The 17,720-nt window shown below is 49.9% G+C and carries 7 protein-coding genes; 1 reads left to right on the top strand and 6 read right to left on the bottom strand.

Going from position 1 to position 17,720, the window contains the following annotated elements; all coding sequences use genetic code 11:
* Positions 1-121 precede the first annotated feature (121 nt).
* Both QUA74_RS00085 and gyrA read right to left on the bottom strand, forming a co-directional pair.
* Positions 122-1,576, bottom strand: a complete 1,455-nt coding sequence (locus QUA74_RS00085) for an ATP-binding cassette domain-containing protein (protein WP_333323832.1) — start codon at positions 1,574-1,576, stop codon at positions 122-124.
* Between the two features lie 196 nt (positions 1,577-1,772).
* Entirely contained in the window at positions 1,773-4,325 is a 2,553-nt protein-coding gene (gyrA, locus tag QUA74_RS00090; protein WP_333323834.1) for a DNA topoisomerase (ATP-hydrolyzing) subunit A, read from the bottom strand.
* 1,501 nt (positions 4,326-5,826) lie between these two features.
* Here gyrA and QUA74_RS00095 point away from each other — a divergent pair.
* A complete protein-coding gene (locus QUA74_RS00095) occupies positions 5,827-6,222 on the top strand; it encodes a response regulator (RefSeq protein ID WP_006632892.1) in 396 nt (131 codons plus the stop codon).
* A gap of 310 nt (positions 6,223-6,532) precedes the next feature.
* Here QUA74_RS00095 and QUA74_RS00100 read toward each other — a convergent pair whose 3' ends face one another.
* The 4 genes from QUA74_RS00100 to rpoB form a co-directional block, all read right to left on the bottom strand.
* Positions 6,533-10,660, bottom strand: a complete 4,128-nt coding sequence (locus tag QUA74_RS00100; protein ID WP_333323836.1) for a DNA-directed RNA polymerase subunit beta'' — start codon at positions 10,658-10,660, stop codon at positions 6,533-6,535.
* A 438-nt stretch (positions 10,661-11,098) separates the two neighbouring features.
* Positions 11,099-12,973 carry a DNA-directed RNA polymerase subunit gamma gene (locus tag QUA74_RS00105; protein ID WP_333323838.1) on the bottom strand — a complete coding sequence of 625 codons (1,875 nt, stop codon included), beginning with the start codon at positions 12,971-12,973 and terminating at the stop codon, positions 11,099-11,101.
* 83 nt (positions 12,974-13,056) lie between these two features.
* Entirely contained in the window at positions 13,057-14,145 is a 1,089-nt protein-coding gene (locus tag QUA74_RS00110; RefSeq protein WP_333323840.1) for an HNH endonuclease, read from the bottom strand.
* A gap of 142 nt (positions 14,146-14,287) precedes the next feature.
* On the bottom strand, positions 14,288-17,674 hold the full coding sequence (gene rpoB / locus QUA74_RS00115) for a DNA-directed RNA polymerase subunit beta (protein WP_333323842.1): 3,387 nt from the start codon (positions 17,672-17,674) through the stop codon (positions 14,288-14,290).
* Positions 17,675-17,720 lie beyond the last annotated feature (46 nt).

Here is a 17,720-nt window from a genome sequence, read left to right on the forward strand (position 1 = left end):
GTGCGAACTCCTTTCGTTAACTTTTGTAAGGCTTATGTAAATAAATATAACATTTTTTGACAAAAATGCAACTTTGTGAATATGGAGATAGGTCACAACGGTCGATCGACCTTGATAATGCCTAACGAGGAAAAATAGCCAACTCGGTATCGGGGTCGAACAAGTGAATCTTGTCATGGGCGATGGCCAACCAAAGCTCCTCGCCAACTCGGATCGATCGCTCAGGAGGAACCCGCACTTGCATCCGCACCGCCGGAGCATCCGTCAAACAAACCCCCAAATAAGTTTCGTGTCCCAAAGCCTCTACAATTTCCACTTGTACCGAAAGATTTTTCGTAGCCGGAGGGTTAATGCTCAGATGTTCCGGCCGAATGCCCAAAATTAGCCCTCGCCCGTCATATTGTTGTAGACTTTTTGCCCAAATATCGGGTAAAGTAAAGCGAAATTGCGGGTGAGAAATCAACAACGGGGCACTAAATTCCACAGACAAAAAATTCATCGGCGGAGAACCAATAAACTCAGCAACAAACAGATTAGTCGGCTTGTTATAAAGCTCTAGAGGTCGAGCTACTTGCTGAAGCTGGCCTCTATTCATAATAGCAATCCGATCGCCCATAGTCATCGCCTCAGTTTGGTCGTGAGTTACATAAATAGTTGTAGTTCCCAACTGTCGCTGCAACTGCACAATTTGCGATCTAGTTTCCGCCCTCAATTTTGCATCAAGATTCGATAACGGTTCGTCCATCAAAAAAACTTCAGGATTTCGAGCCATCGCCCTACCCAAAGCTACCCGCTGCTTTTGCCCTCCCGAAAGTTGTTTCGGCAAGCGATTTAAAAGAGATTCTATTTGCAATAATTCAGCTACCTCTCGCACTCGTTTTCCTACAGCCTTTTCCCGTTCCGACAAATAGCGCAAACCCGGAGGCAACTTGCGAGTGGCTCCTCCTAAAAAGTCCTCAAACAAAGGATAAATTAGATGATTTTTAAAAGAATTGGAAGCTAAATAATTAATAACCTCTTCTACTTTTTTGCTGATTCCTTCTGCATTCTGGTTTCTGCCTTCTCCTCCTCCTTCTGCCTTCGGCATTAGCTCTTCTTCCATCTTTCGTATTCCGTCTTCCGTCTTCCGTCTTTCCTCTTCCTTCTTCCTTCTTCCTTCTTCTTTCTTCCTTCCTTCTTCTTTCTCCCTTTCCGAGCGGCGCAATCCAAAGGCGAGATTATCGTAAACTGTTAAGTGAGGATAGAGAGCATAATTTTGAAATACCATAGCGATATCTCGGTCTTTAGGAGGCAAATCGTTAAGGAGCCGATCGCCAACCCAAATATTGCCGGCCGTCAAAACTTCCAAGCCGGCGATCGAGCGCAGCAAAGTGCTTTTTCCGCAGCCAGAAGGCCCCACCAGCACCATGAATTCCCCGTCTTCGACCGTCAGGTTAATGCGCCGCAAAACGCTGTTAGACGAAGAGCGATCGGCTAGAGGCGAGACAGTTTCTGCGACGGTGTTTGCTTCTTTTTCCTGTTCTCCTTGGCGGAGCGGAAAACTTTTGTAGATATTTTCTAATACAACTTGCGCCATTAAACAATTTTAGGTTTTAGATGGGGTATGGGGTATGGGGCATGGGGCATTGGTAATTGGGGTATTCAAGGAAGGAGAAAGTTCGGCAACGAGCAGTATACGGGATTTAAATGATTTAACGGATGGATGTTGAATTCAGAAGTCAGAGGTCAGAAATCAGATTAATTCCCAATGCCCAATGCCCAATGCCCAATGACTATTGACTGCTGATAACTTTGATAATTTTTTCACCTGGATTCAGGTCAAAAACTCGATCGCCCGCAGCATCTTTACCCCAAAAAGCTATAGCATCCATAGTCGATCGCAGCACGCGGCCAGAATTAGTAAAAAGTTTGACATCCGTACCCGGAACAGCCTGCAGCAAGCCAACTAAAGCATCTTTAGGCTCTGAGAAACGAAAAGCTTGAGTGCCAATTTCGCCCCGGTTAGTAAGTCTGACAGAACCTGCAGGCATTCGTTTTGCCCAACCCAACTCGGAAAATAGCACCAGACTGTCGTCCGGGTAGAGAGTGATGCAACCCACCAACTGTTCCTGCTTCCGCAACCTGGTTACTTGAGATCCCTGGGCCGCGCGGCCCATTGGCGGCAGTTGTTCGTCATCAATCTCAAACCGGAGGACTCGGCCTCCTGAAGTTGCGATCGCCACTTGCTCCCCGACTTTAGCCAGACTCGCACAGCGCAGCCGATCGTCCTCCTTGAGTTTAACAACAGTAACGCCGCGATTAGTCAAATCAGCAAATTCCTGCATCGCCAAGCGCTTAATTTTGCCTTGCTGAGTCAGAGTTACTAAATCCGCCGCCTCCGAATTTTCCGGCAAAATAAAGTGTGCAACTGTGATTTCCGACAAAGCGCGATCGGCACTGTCTTTAGTAGCACTCGGCGACAACAAACTGACGATCGGCGTTCCCCGGTCTTTGGCGCTACTACTAGGAATATCGGCCACTTTCAGCGGGTAAGCTTTGCCGTTAGGAGTTAAGACGACCAAAGTGCGATCGGTTTTCGTCAGATTTGCCGTCACAATAAAATCTTCATTTTTTTCTAAAGCTGAAACCGATTTTTCGCGACTTTTCGAGCGTGGCTTTTCCCCAGTCGGCAAGCGTCGCACGTACTGCTTGTGGGAAAATTCAACTATAGTTTCCTCTGGCTCTAGAACGGGCAATAAGTTCGGCTGAATCGTTGCCGGCGACAACTGCTTCACCCCAGAATTTTTCTTACCAGAAAATTGTGATTCGGCGTTTGCTGCGCGTGCAGTTCCATTGGCGAATTTAGTGCGGCGGGGGTCAGCGTACTTGCGTTTGAGCGATCGCAATTCCTTCTTTAAAGCCTTCAAAAGTTCGCGTCTGTCGCTCAACAACCGCTGCAATTCTTGAATATTAGCCATCAACTCATCAAACTCAGACTGCAAATTTTGCCTTTCCAAACCAGTCAGCCTACGCATAGGCATCGCCAAAATCGCATCAGCTTGACTTTCGCTCAAATTGAGGCGAACTTGGAAAGTTTGCTTAGCAGTAGAGCCGTCAGGAGAATTTCTGAGAATGTCGATCGCTGTATCGAGATTTGTCAAAGCCAACATTAAGCCTTGGACAATATGACAGCGGCGTTCTGCAGCTTGCAACTCGTAATTGTAGCGGCGGGTAAGAGTCACTTCCCGGAAATCCAGAAATTCCTGCAACAATTGTCTCAGCGTCAACTGTCGCGGTTGACCGTTGACAATTGCCAGCAAAATCGCCCCAAAATTTGTTTGTAGGTCAGTTTGTTGATAAAGACGAGCCAGAACCGCTTCTGGGGTAAATTCCCGCTTGAGTTCAATCACCACTCGAATGCCTTCGCGATCGCTCTCGTCACGCAAATCAGAAATACCGTCGAGGCGACCAGCATTGACCAACTCCGCCACCTTTTCAATCCAAGCCGCCTTATTTACCTGAAACGGAAACTCCGTCACCACGATCGCCGTTTTAGTACGCACTTTGCGATTACCAGGCACTTCTTCCACCCCAGCCACACCCCTGACCGCAATGCTGCCTCGACCCTTAGTGTAGGCGTCAACAATGCCCTCTGTAGCGACGATTTCCCCTCCTGTTGGAAAATCCGGGCCCGGAATCAGTTCTATCAACTTCTCGTCCGATAGTTCCGGGTTTTCAATCAAAGCAATTAAACCGTCTACCACCTCCCCCAAATTGTGCGGGGGGATATTAGTTGCCATCCCCACAGCAATGCCCGTACAGCCGTTGAGTAACAAAAACGGCAACTGAGCAGGCAGCGCAGTCGGTTCCTGCTGCGAACTGTCAAAGTTAGCAGTAAAATCAACAGTTGCATCGCCGACTTGGGTTAGCATAGCTTCGTGGGCGATCGGTGCTAGCCTAGTTTCCGTATAGCGCATAGCAGCCGCCGGATCATTGTCCACCGAACCGAAATTGCCGTGACCCGCCAGTAAAGGATAGCGGCTCGAAAACTCCTGAACCATGCGTACCAGAGCGTCGTAAACCGATTGGTCGCCGTGCGGGTGATATTTTCCCAAAACATCTCCAACTACCCGCGCGCACTTACGGTAAGGTCGGTCTGGCGTCAGACCGAGTTCGTGCATCGCATATAAAATTCGACGGTGAACAGGTTTTAAACCGTCGCGGACATCAGGCAAAGCTCGCCCGACGATCACACTCATGGCATATTCGAGGTACGATTGCTGCATCTCGGCGTGCAGAGGCGTAGAAATTACTTGCCCGGAAAGTAGGTTGAGTTGTTTAGCCATGAGTCCTTGTGTCCGTTAATTCCTGAGTGAAAACAGCCTCTGTCAATAATGCCGAGGTTGCCTGTCTCGATTGAAAAGCGTTTGCCGCAGGCGAACCGAAAGTTCGACCCAACCGCCCTGTTGAAGAATAAAAATAAACTTAACTTGTGAAAGCAGAATCAGAGTTCCGAAGACGGGCAACACTTGCCTCTTACTCTCCACTCTTACCCTAACCTCTATGTTGCCTTCATTTGCGCCTACCTGTCTATTTACCTTCTGCCGTGAGAAGGTTGATTCACAGGAGAACACGGAATGCCAGAAACTCAGAACGTAGTGAGGCTGTAGCTCTTCCTAGGAAAGCATCACGAGGGACTTGAGTCCCCGTCAATCCATGATAGAATTTAATTGTAATTAGGAATAACCATCTACACGAAGAAATATTCTATTCAGGAGAAACCCCAGATTGATCTCGTCTCGGTACAGCCGTAGCGTGGATCAAGCAGCAATGGTAGACGATCGAGCTTACCGTATTTTGGCAAGCGTGATGTACTCCGAAACTATTAAAAAAGAAAAGTAAGCGGAATTGGAATACCTCTGGTACTGGTACTTGTTCTGTCTGATCGTGTAGAGGCGACTGGACTATGAGTGAAGTCCAAGTTTTGGGCTTATTCAACCATAGATCGTGGCCGTGACTCGCTGAGAGTGTCAAAAATACCGATCCGATATTGATGAATTCATCAGTCAAAAGCTCTCCTGGCGATATCTCCTAGTCTGACATCCCATTGATGAACGGAAGCGTCGATATTTTAAGCCGTTTTGATGGGTTAAAACTGAGAATTAGGAATCTCCAACAATCCCCGCCAACTCCCGCTAGATTCGCTACTTCAAATGCTGTGGCGACGGGAGTATGTGAATAAACATGGCTTGATTTTAATGAGGAAGAAGGAAAATAATTATCACACATTCCCGAATCTAATACCAGTTCAAAAAATAATGCAACTGTCGGCCCGTGATCCAAACTGATATCCAGTCAATCAGTTCCCATCTAAAATCTAAAATCTAAAATCTAAAATCTAAAATGGTAGAAGCCGAAGGCTTTACCGAAAGAGAGGATACTATAGTCGAGGACGAACGGGTAGTCAGAAACCGGGTTTTTTCATAGCAATAGTTCGTTATAGCCCGCCGAAACGAGCAAAAACCGCGTTGCGAGGCGTCGTCCATGCGTCTTGGATTGTACTATAAACCTGCTACCTGAGAATCTTGAGACTCTCACCAGTGCCAGGTCTAGTTATAAAAAACAACTAAACTGTCTGTGTGTAGTAGTCTAAATGATGGTACTGGATGCTTCTCGGCATCTGTAAACCCTCTCACAGCTAGTGGCTCAAGGATATACATACGGGTTTTGCAGGGTTCCCGGCTGATGGCGCTAAAAACTCTGCATTTTTGACGGGGAATGTAGTCCCCGTGTCGTGTTCCTCTTTGGACTAAAGTCACAAAGTTTCTATACTTCCCATATTTATTTATGAAAACCGTTCTGATTGTAGAGGACGATTTGGTTAATGCTCGGGTTTTTTCCAAAATTCTGACTAAGCGGGGGGGCTTAGCCGTGAAGCACACGGAAAATGTTGAAGAGGTGATGCAGATTGCTGCCAACGGCGAAGCTGATTTGATTTTAATGGATGTGTCTCTTTCGCGCAGCGTGTACCAGGGCAAATCTGTTGACGGCATTAAGATTACTCAACTGCTCAAAGCTGACCCGCAAACGGCATCGCTGCCGATTATTTTGGTGACTGCTCACGCGATGGCTGGTGATAAAGAAACATTTCTGGATCAAAGCGGTGCCGACGGTTACATCTCTAAACCTGTGGTAGACCATCAAGAGTTTGTTAATCAAATCAAGGCTTTGCTGCCTGATTGAGTGAACTATATATGCAGAAGGAATAAGAAGGAAGAAGGAAAAAGGAAGAAGGAAGAAAGAATTATTTGTTTGAACCAACAAACAATTAAAACTCTAGAATTACAAAGTTTGCTTAAACTCTGAATCTTCCTTCTTCCTTCTTCCTTTCGATGTCCCATCGCACAATGCTATGAGTTCGGACTTGTAATTTGTGAGGAAAAATAGGAGCTTTTTCAACTCATGAAATCGGAGTGTGCGTTGCGACGAGGAACCAACTTATCCTCAGCGAGCGCAACGCTGTTCACTCCTTCATGCAATCTCAAAACTATGATTAGTCTTCGTCCTCATCGAAGTCAAAACCGATATCATCATCGTCAACGTCAGGTCCCAAGGCATCATCGTCAGTCTCAGCGACAAAATCGTCCTCATCAACCTCCACTTCCTCAAAATCCTCATCAGGCTCAAGATCAGACGGGCGTCCGATCTCAAAACCGCTCTCGATCGTATAGGCGCGGCGGGCAGTACGGTCATCAAGTACCACATCCTCCTGTAAATCGTGGATGTCGTCATCAAACACAGCACCATCAAAACCCGCATCCTGGACTCCAGCATCCTCATAGGCATTGAAGCCAGTACCAGCAGGAATCAGGCGACCGATAATCACATTTTCCTTCAGGCCCCGCAGCCAGTCAGACTTACCTTCGATCGCAGCCTCAGTCAACACCCGCGTAGTCTCCTGGAACGAAGCAGCGGAAATAAAGCTATCAGTATTCAGCGAAGCCTTAGTAATCCCCAGCAACACCGGAGTATAATCCGCCGGCGCTCCACCAGTAATTGACATCGCCTCATTCACCTGCTCAACCTGCCGCAATTCTACCAACTCGCCGGGGAGCATAGTAGTATCGCCGCCATCTTCCATCCTGACTTTGTTGGTCATCTGGCGAACGATGACCTCGATGTGCTTATCCGAAATATCCACGCCCTGAGACTGATAAACCGACTGCACCTCATTCACCAAAAACGTCTGCACCTGTTGGAAACTCTCCAAGGCAGCCTCAAAAGTAGACTGCCGCTCCTTGAGCACGTGGAAGAACACCTCCAGAATTTCGTGAGGGTTAGCAGGCCCGTCGGTCAAAGCTTCGGCGACGCCTACGCGCTGTCCGTCGGAAACGATCGGGTTTTGACCAGGCAACAAAGGATACTCCTCAATCCGGCCATCATCCTCAATCACCGCAAGTTCCACAACATCGTCATCCGTAACCACACGAGCTGTGCCCGGCCGCTTGGCTAAAATACAAGCTTCCTTCGGCTTCCGCCCTTCCAGAAGTTCCTCAATCCGTGGCAAACCCTGAATGATATCCCCAGTCTTTGCCCGCTCAAACACCAGAATCACCAAATTGTCACCCCGCTGCACCAAGTCGCCATCGTCTACGTGCAGCACCGCACCGGCCGAAACCCGGTAAGGACGAGCCACCCTGAGCAAGAGTTTCGCCGGTTCCGTCTCCGATGTCGGTACAACCTTCACAACTTGGCCCGACTCTTCCAGAACAACCCCTGGAGCTATTTCGGTACCAGCCACCAGCAGTTGACCCGGACTCACATCCGGCGTACCCGCCACAGAGATCGAAATAGAATCCGCATCTCGCATCACCAACAGTCGGCGCACTGGTTCGCCATGCCCCTCACGGATGCCCCGAACGATACCCGCTTCTTTGCAGAGAATCTCTGTGCGGGCGACTACTGCCCCGGGCGCGATCGACTGCCCATCTTCGACCAAGAGCCGCGTGTGGGTGCTGCCCTGAGTCGGATCTGCAGACACGTCCCGCCGAATCACCAGCGATTCCAAAATGACTAGCTGCAAGCGGAAAGTCTTTGAAACTCGATCGCCCCCATCAGCCACAGCCATCGCCAACTCTTGCGACTCCGTACCGTCTTCAGGTGAACCCCAAGCCGGACCCGAACCGTCCGCCCCAAAAGCCATAGCATCATCCTCATCCGGCAGCAGCTCGATATCCGCCGCCAGTTGCGGAGCTCCCGAACCAATTTCCAAGATAAGCTGAGTCCGCAGCAGTTCCAATCCCTCGACAGACTTGACGCGCTCTCCATCCTTATAAGGAAGTCGCTGCACCGCTTTCAAAGAGATTGACTCATTCAGCGCCGTCTGAGAAGGCACTGGTGGCTTATCCGGCACCGGAAACTCCACCACAGGCCGCAGCAGCAAAGCCGGGCCTTCGGGAGTTTCGATATACTCTGCATAGCCCAACTCTTCGGCAACCAAGCCCGGGAAAATTTCTTGACCGGCGTTGACGATTTGACCTTCCCCAAATGTTAGCGGCGGGCGGTCTACTACATGGAGTGTCCCCGGTTTGATCACAATTTCCCGCAGGATGTCATTTTTCTGAGTGATTTCCACTGCCCCGCTGGTTTGGCAGAAAATATCCTTAACCACCTCAGTACCGGCCTCAACGTACTGGCCATCTTCAACCAGCAGCAGAGAAATATCCTTATTGACCTCGTGGCACTCTTCCGGTATCCAGAGCAGAGTGCCACCTTTAACGACTTCGTAGCCAAGTTTAGCTTTGCCGCGCTTGTGGACTTCCACCCCGCCGTACTTGACAATGCCCCCTGTAGCTGTGCGGTAGCTGTCGTCGAGCAGTTCGGCGACGACTTCCCCGTTAATCACTTTGCTCCCAGGAGCCGTCTTCAGGGAAAACCGCTGCTTAGAAGCTGTTTCGATCGTGTAGTGGTCGCGGCCGCCTGCGCTTTCAGCCCGCACAACAGCTTGGTCGAGCAGGACTTGGGCGGTGATAATTTCGATTTCTCTGGGGTCAGCGATGCGGACTACGCCACCGTGTTCGGAGACGAGTTTAGTTTCGGCAATCACGCTTTCTGCCGGAATGCGATCGCCATTTTTCACTGCCGGTTCGGCGCCGGGGGGCAAGTTGTAGACTTCTCCTGAGAGAATCCAAATCAGCCCGCCTTTGCTGGCTGTGCGGGTTGTGTTCCCTTGGCGGTCGGTTTTTTCTTCGGGCACCAAATCCGCAAATTTGGCTTCTCCGGCTAAGTCGGAAGCCACGTCCGTAGTAACTTTTTCCGTTGTTTTGCGGGCTGCGCGACCGAGGATCGGCACTTCTGCCAAAACTTGACCGGGAATGGCCCGTTGTCCGTCTTTGACCATCAGAGTAGAACCCTGGACGATCGCCAATTCGATTTTCAGTTTTTGATTTTTGGCGCCGGATTTCCCTTCTTCAAAGCCGTCGCCTTCAAATACAAGTTTGCCGTTGTTTTCTGCCACCAGTGCTTCTTCGCCGTGTCTGGTGCGGAAGGAGCGGGTACGCAAGTTCTTGAATTTCACTACGCCGGGGAAGGGTGCGCGTTCTTGTTTGGCGACTTCTCCGGTGAATACGCCACCTGTGTGGAAGGTACGCATGGTGAGCTGGGTTCCCGGTTCCCCGATCGACTGAGCTGCAATAATCCCGATCGCTTCTCCCATGTCCACCATTTTCAAGTGGGCGAGACTCCAGCCGTAGCAGTGCTGACAAACCGATCGGGTTGATTCGCAAGTCAGGGGCGATCGTAAATACACCTCTCCCACCCCAGAATTACCAATTTCCCCCGCCAACTCTTCGGTAATTGGCTGATTTCGGACGGCTTTTTCGCTGCCGTAAGACACGATTTCCCCGGTTTTGGGATGCACCACATCTCTGGCGAACACACGCCCTAGCAGCCTGTCCTTGAGGGGAATCAGCACTGTTGCTCCGTCCGTCATCGGCCGTACTCGAATTCCCCGCTGAGTGCCGCAGTCCACTTCCCGCACAATTACGTCTTGGGATACATCCACCAAACGGCGAGTCAAATAGCCAGAGTCTGCCGTCCGCAACGCTGTATCTACCAAGCCTTTGCGCGCGCCGTAGGAAGAGATGATGTATTCGGTAACGGTGAGTCCTTCCCGGAAGTTGGTTTTAATTGGCAAGTCGATGATTTCGCCTTGGGGGTCAGCCATCAATCCGCGCATTCCGACTAGCTGCCGCACTTGAGAAATGTTTCCCCGGGCGCCGGAGAAGGCCATCATGTAGACCGAGTTTAGGGGGTCTGTGGCTCGGAAGTTTTTGACTACTTCGTCTTTGAGGTCTTCTGATGTGCTGTTCCAGGTATCGATTACTTTTTGGAAGCGTTCGACTTCGGTGATTTCGCCTCTGGTGTATTTTTGTTCGGTGATGCGGATTTCTTCTTCGGCTGCATCTAGGAGCGATCGTTTTGACGGTGGCACCTGCAAATCATCCACGCTAATCGAAACACCCGCCCGTGTCGCAAACCGGAAACCCAAATCCTTGAGTTTATCGGCCATTTGCGCTGTACGGGCCGTTCCGTAGTGCATGAAAGACCAAGAGATTAATTTTTTGAGCTGACCTTTGTCAACAACTCGATTGCGAAAAACAATTTCCTTATTTTCTGTCATTTTTCTGAGTAGTGGTAATTGGTAATTGGTAACTTTTACTGCCGTTCAACTTCGGCTCCACTGAGCGAAGCCGAAGGATTGAGGAACCGCGTAGCCGAAGTATTGGTAATTGGTAATTGGTAATTGATAAGTAGAGCGACGGGAAAAAACAACAAGCATTTTGTAGGGGCTGGTTTAGCGTATAAGGAAGAGAGCTAAGCTAGGAGATGAATGGACTCACCTGCCCTTCCCATAATAAAGTTTATTTGCACCTACCTACTTACTTGGTAATTGGTAACTTTTACTGCCCTTAGACTTCGCTCATTAACCGCGTCGCTGAAGTATTTGTAAGTAGTAATGGGTGAATTTTCCGGTTTCAATCACTATTATTTGTTAGCGATTATTTGTCAGTTATTACCCATTACCTCTTACCCGTTACCTCTTATCCATTACCTCTTTCTAATTGTTAATTACCGATTCGATGGTTTGGTGATAGATAATCCTGCCCGGAGTAGTGCGAATGAATTGATTGATCACCTTGCCGTCTCCGTCTTCCCGAACCCGGCGGAACTTGTATTCTTTCGTCACGATACCGTCGGTAGAGCGTTCCACCTTCAGCGGTTCTCCTTCGGGTTCTGTGTTTTCTATGGCGCCTTGAAACCTCACCCACACATAAGAGTGCAAGTCAACGACTCCTTGTTCGTAAGCTACAACCGCGTCGGTAAGGTTGGAAAAATAGTGACCAGCTCCTTTTTGAGCGTCAGGATTTTCGGCTGTTAAGTAATAGCAACCGAGCACCATATCTTGAGAAGGAGTAACGATCGGTCTTCCGGTTGCCGGCGACATAATGTTGTTAGAAGCCAGCATCAGCAAGCGTGCTTCCGCCTGAGATTCCAGAGACAAAGGCACGTGCACGGCCATTTGGTCGCCGTCAAAGTCAGCGTTAAAAGCCGGACAGACTAGCGGGTGAAGCTGAATTGCCCTCCCGTCAACCAAAATCGGCTCAAAGGCTTGAATCCCCAAACGGTGAAGCGTCGGCGCCCGGTTTAGCATTACCGGGTGTCCTTCAATCACCTCCTGAAGCACGTCCCAAACGCTGGGATCGTTGCGCTGGATCAGTTTTTTGGCAGCTTTGATGTTGTTGACCAATCCTTGGCGGATCAGGCGGTGGATGACGAAAGGCTGGAAAAGTTCGATCGCCATTTCCCTCGGCAAACCGCACTGATGAATTTTCAGTTTCGGCCCCACCACAATCACCGAACGCCCGGAGTAGTCAACCCGTTTACCCAGCAAGTTTTGCCGGAAGCGACCTTGTTTCCCTTCAATGATGTCCGACAGCGACTTCAGCGGGCGGTTGTTTGCCCCCACCACCGTCCGGCCCCGGCGACCGTTGTCAATCAGCGCATCCACAGCTTCTTGCAGCATCCGCTTTTCGTTGCGGATGATAATCTCCGGCGCCAGAATTTCTTGCAGTCTCGCCAAGCGGTTATTGCGGTTGATGACTCTCCGATAGAGGTCGTTGAGGTCACTGGTTGCAAAACGCCCGCCGTCTAACTGCACCATCGGCCGCAAGTCGGGGGGAATCACCGGAATCACATTGAGCACCATCCAATCGGGTTGAGAGCCCGTAGCGATGAAGTTGTCAATTACCCGCAAGCGTTTAATTAACTTTGCCCGTTTTTGACCTTTAGCATTAGCAATATCTTCCCGCAACTTTTCCGCTTCACTTTCTAGCGGAATATTTTGCAGCAAAACTTGCAAAGCTTCAGCACCTATGCCTACTTCTACGCCCGTCAGCGTGGAATCTTCGCTGTAAAGTTCGTCTTCTATTTCCAGCCAAGCATCTTCCGTGAGCAATTGCTTGTATTGCAGCTTTTCTGCATTACCTGCATTAAGGACAACGTAGGCATTGAAATACACGATTTGTTCGACATCTCGCAGCGGCATATCTAATAGAATTGCCATGTAACTCGGGATGCCTTTGAGATACCAAACGTGAGCTACTGGAGCTGCTAATTTGATAAATCCCATCCGGTGACGGCGCACGCGAGATTCTGTGACTTCTACACCGCATCTTTCGCAAACAATACCTCTATGGCGAACTCGTTTGTACTTCCCACAATGACATTCCCAATCTTTTGCCGGCCCAAAAATGCGCTCGCAAAACAAGCCATCCATTTCAGGTTTTAACGTCCGGTAATTTATTGTTTCGGGTTTTGTCACTTCACCGGTAATCTGACCGTTGGGTAAAGTTCTCTCTCCCCACTGTCGAATTCTTTCTGGTGAAGCTAATCCTATCTTGACGTAATCAAAGCGTTGTTCTACCTTAGCCATTTTGACTCCAATTGATTATTTACTGTCGATTAGTGCTGGCAATTTATATTTTTTGTTTGCTTCGTTTTGAACTCAAATCAATATTACTCTCCTCTATAGGTGACGTTTCTTTTAATATCAGAAATGATATTTCTGGATACTCCAAATTCCTGAGCTATTTTAGCAAGGGATTCTCCGGCTTGGATTCGTTCTCGGATCTCAATAGCTTGAGCAAAAGTTAGCTTGCGATCGAGATATCCACCCGTGCGAGGAACTGGAACCTCTTCGCCTGCTTCCTTCCAAGTGACGTGATACTTAATATCGTGTATGGTTTTGCGACCAACACTGTATTTCTGAGCTACATCCTTCACTCTCTCTCCTGCTGCTAGTTTTTGCCGAATTTCTCGCACTTTTTCCCAGTCTAATTTGGCATTGGAAAGGGGATGACTTTTGCCTTGAGTGCGTCCTTTCTTAGAAGCATCTAATGAATTTTGGGAACGAGTACCACCCCACAGGTGTTCTGGATTGATACAACTGGGACGATCGCAGCTATGACAAGCATCTATTGAAGTGGGAATTTCACATCCTAATTTCTCTGCTAAAACAGCACGAGTGACTGATTTCGATTTCCCATTTTTAAAGTACCTGCCATAGCCTTGACCGTCCTTTGAGCCTTGAAAAATGATGCAGCCGTTGTCTTGAATTTCTCCTAAAAAACCTGGCGAAACTGTAGTGAAGTTATCGGGAATATTTGTCTGAAGTATCTTAGTAATAGTTTCATGTTGTACCCCATACTCTTTTGCTAGGTGGTTTTTGACTGTTCCAGATAAATATTTAGTCTGAATTTCCCGTAGTTGTGCGATCGACAATATGCCAATACCGGGAATACTTTTGCGTCTGGGAGTTTTGCGATCGCGCCCAATCATCTGCCCGGTATTCTCAGCAGCAGTACCTACTACCAGATGTGCCGGGTTGATGCAGCTTCGATTGTCGCAGGTATGGCAACCAAAATAACCGGAACCGAGGAACCCTGCTATTTTCGATTCGAGGACTAAACGGTGGACTAATACTGTTTTGCCATCGATCCACTTGCGCGCGTAACCGTTGCCAAACTTGCTCCCTTGCCAATTAATACAGCCCGTCGCCCGGTCAACTTCTCCTTGAATTCCTGGGACAACTGTTACAATATTCATGTTCAGCGTCTCTCCTGTTTAGAGCGTTGATTCGCCTCAGCAGTGGTACGAACACTGCTGAGGCATTTTAATTTGAGATTGCCGATTAAAGATTAAAGAATTCAATGCTGTCAAAAAATCTTTAATCTTTAATCTTTAATGCCTAATCCTCGTCCAGTTCGTCACGAGAAAGGGATTCGTAAGTAGGCCGGGAGGGCGATCGCTTGCCCCCAGCATCTGCCATCAAATCCACCTCAACGTGCTCGCTGCCCTCGTCGGACGTATTCACCTTGTGCACGGCAATATCCAAGCACAAAGACTGCAACTCCCGCATCAGCACCTTGAAAGATTCCGGCGTACCGGGGCGCGGAATAGCTTTGCCTTTGACGATCGCATTCAGCGCTTCATTCCGCCCCTGCATATCGTCCGACTTCACAGTCAGCAACTCTTGCAAAGTATAAGCTGCGCCGAACGCTTCCAGAGCCCAGACTTCCATTTCTCCGAACCGCTGACCCCCCTGCTGCGCTTTGCCGCCCAAAGGCTGCTGCGTTACCAGCGAGTAAGGGCCTGTGCTGCGGGCGTGGATCTTATCGTCTACCAAGTGCACCAGCTTCAGCATATAGGCGATGCCGACTGTGATCGGGCGATCGAACGGTTCCCCAGTTCGGCCATCGTAGACAATAGTCTTGCCGGGGTGCTTTTCGTTAAACACCCAAGGCTTGCCGGTTTTTTCGCGTGCCTCCTGTAGCTTGCCGTGTACGGTTTCGCGAGACTTTTCAGCGCCGTGCATTTCATCAAAAGGCACCATCTTGAACCGCATAGACAGATTTTCGCCGGCCCATCCCAGCAAGCACTCAAAAATCTGACCCACGTTCATCCGCGACGGTACGCCCAAGGGATTGAGCACTATGTCAACGGGAGTCCCGTCGGGCAAATAAGGCATATCCTCCATCGGCAGAATCCGGGACACAATACCCTTATTTCCGTGGCGGCCGGCCATTTTGTCGCCGACTTGAATCTTCCGCTTTTGAGCCACGTAGACGCGGACGACCATGTTGGCGCCGGGGGGCAGTTCGTCGCCCTGTTCGCGGGTAAACACCCGCACGTCCACCACGCGGCCTTTTTCGCCGTTAGGAACTCGCAGGGAATTGTCGCGCACGTCGCGGGCTTTTTCCCCGAAGATTGCCCTCAGCAGTTTTTCTTCCGGCGGTTGGTCGGATTCACCTTTGGGGGTCACTTTGCCCACCAAAATGTCGCTAGCTTCCACCCAAGCACCTTTGCGAATAATCCCCTGTTCGTCTAGCTGGCGCAGCGCGTCTTCACCGACGTTAGGAATTTCGCGAGTGATTTCTTCTGGGCCGAGTTTGGTTTGGCGGGCTTCGATTTCGTATTTTTCAATGTGGATCGAAGTGTAGACATCTTCGTACACCAAACGCTCGCTAATGAGCATCGCGTCTTCGTAGTTGTAGCCTTCCCAAGGCATATAAGCTACGAGGATGTTGTGACCCAGAGCGAGTTCTGCTCCTTCGGTGGAGGAACCGTCGGCGAGCACTTGACCTGCTACGACGCGATCGCCCTCATAAATCAGCGGACGCTGGTTTAAACAAGTATCCTGGTTAGAACGCTGATATTTTTGCAGCTCATGTTCGATGCAGCCAGCATATTTTTGCTTCCAAACCGATGGCTGTTTGACTTTGAGCTCGTCGTATTCCTTAATCAGGAAATGTTCTTCGCTGGAATTCGATTCGGCATCTACAGCCAGGGGTTTGACAATAATCCGGGTAGCGTCGATGTAAATCACCTCGCCGTCGATCCGGGAAACCACAACCATCCCGGAATCTCGCGCCGCCTGAGCTTCCAAGCCCGTACCAACTAGGGGCCGTTCTGGTTTCAGTAGCGGCACAGCTTGCCGCTGCATATTTGAACCCATCAGAGCTCGGTTGGCGTCGTCGTGTTCTAGGAACGGAATCAGCGATGTCGCGACGGAGACGATTTGCACGGGCGAAATCGCCATGTAGTCCACCTGCATCGGAGTGGTGGTAGTAAACTCTTGGCGGTAGCGGACGGCTACGGTTTCGCCCAAGAGGTTGTTGTTTTCGTCGAGGCTGATGTCTCCGGGGGCTACGCGCAAATCGTCTTCTTCGTCGGCTGTCATGTAAACAGGGGCTTTGTCGCGCAGCACCCGTCCTTTTTCTACTGGATAAAAAGGAGTTTCGATGAAGCCGTAGGGGTTGACGCGGGCGTGGGTTGCCAATGAGCCGATCAGACCGGCGTTGGGGCCTTCTGGTGTTTCGATCGGGCAAATCCGGCCGTAGTGGGACGGGTGAATGTCCCGCACTGCAAACCCGGCGCGTTCCCGAGTCAGACCTCCAGGGCCCAAGGCGGAAAGCCGACGTTTGTGAGTCAGTTCTGCCAGAGGGTTGGTTTGATCCATGAACTGCGATAGCTGGGAGGAACCGAAGAATTCCTTGATTGCTGCTACCAGCGGTTTGGGGTTGACCAGAGAAGCGGGGCTGAGGGAGTCGGCATCCGAGACGGTCATTCTTTCGCGGATGATCCGTTCTAAGCGGTTGAGACCGACGCGCACTTGGTTTTGCAGCAGTTCTCCGACACTGCGGACGCGGCGGTTGCCTAAGTGGTCGATGTCGTCGGTGGAGCCGATGTCGAATTCGAGGTTAATTAAGTAGTCGATCGCCGTCAAGATATCTTGGGATGTCAGCACCCGCATCGTATCGGGGACTGTCAAGCGCAATTTTTTGTTGAGTTTGTAGCGACCGACTCGGCCCAAATCGTAGCGTTTGGGGTCGAAAAAGCGCGAGTTTAGGAGCTGTTCGCCGCCCGCCACGGTGGGGGGTTCGCCTGGACGGAGTTTGCGGTAGAGCTCCATCAAAGCTTCTTCTTCGCCGAATTGTCCTTCTTTCTCGATCGTTTTTTGGAAGTATTCCGGGTGGCGGAGTGAGTCGTAGATTTCGCCGTCTGTGAGTCCGAGGGCTTTGAGCAGCACCTGGGCTGAGAGTTTGCGGGTTTTGTCGATTCTGACCCAGACTAAATCGTTTTTGTCTGTTTCAAATTTCAGCCAAGCGCCGCGGTTGGGGATGAGCGAGGCATTATAGGAACGGCGACCGTTTTTGTCGGTTTCTGATTTGTAGTAGACGCCGGGGGAACGCACGATTTGGTTGACAATCACCCGTTCTGCGCCGTTGATAATGAAAGTGCCGCGCTCGGTCATCAATGGCAAGTCGCCGATGAATACTTCTTGTTCTTTGATTTCCCCTGTTTCTTTGTTAATCAGGCGGGTGGGGACGTACATTTGCACCGAGTAGGTGCTGTCCCTGCGCTTGGCTTCGTCCACATCATATTTGGGGCGTTTGAGTTTGAAGTCTTTGCCCATGAAGTGGAGTTCCAGCTTGCCCGTGTAGTCTGTAATCGGGGAGAAGCTGTCGAGTTCTTCGATCAGCCCGGCTTCTAGGAACCAGCGAAAACTTGCCCGCTGGATTTCGATCAAATCGGGCAAGGTGAAGGCGAATTCTGTGTAATCTTTAGTGGTCATGGGGGTCCTTTTTCCGCAGTGGCTCTAGCTTTTTACATGGCGCCAA

Source organism: Microcoleus sp. LAD1_D3, assembly GCF_036702135.1.
GTDB lineage: Bacteria > Cyanobacteriota > Cyanobacteriia > Cyanobacteriales > Microcoleaceae > Microcoleus.

Bases quoted from the DNA above. Each gene is read 5' to 3' on its own strand.
- QUA74_RS00085 (WP_333323832.1), bottom strand. From the start codon at position 1,576: ATGGCGCAAGTTGTATTAGAAAATATCTACAAAAGTTTTCCGCTCCGC.
- QUA74_RS00100 (WP_333323836.1), bottom strand. From the start codon at position 10,660: ATGACAGAAAATAAGGAAATTGTTTTTCGCAATCGAGTTGTTGACAAA.
- QUA74_RS00110 (WP_333323840.1), bottom strand. From the start codon at position 14,145: ATGAATATTGTAACAGTTGTCCCAGGAATTCAAGGAGAAGTTGACCGG.
- QUA74_RS00105 (WP_333323838.1), bottom strand. From the start codon at position 12,973: ATGGCTAAGGTAGAACAACGCTTTGATTACGTCAAGATAGGATTAGCT.
- QUA74_RS00095 (WP_006632892.1), top strand. From the start codon at position 5,827: ATGAAAACCGTTCTGATTGTAGAGGACGATTTGGTTAATGCTCGGGTT.
- gyrA (WP_333323834.1), bottom strand. From the start codon at position 4,325: ATGGCTAAACAACTCAACCTACTTTCCGGGCAAGTAATTTCTACGCCT.
- rpoB (WP_333323842.1), bottom strand. From the start codon at position 17,674: ATGACCACTAAAGATTACACAGAATTCGCCTTCACCTTGCCCGATTTG.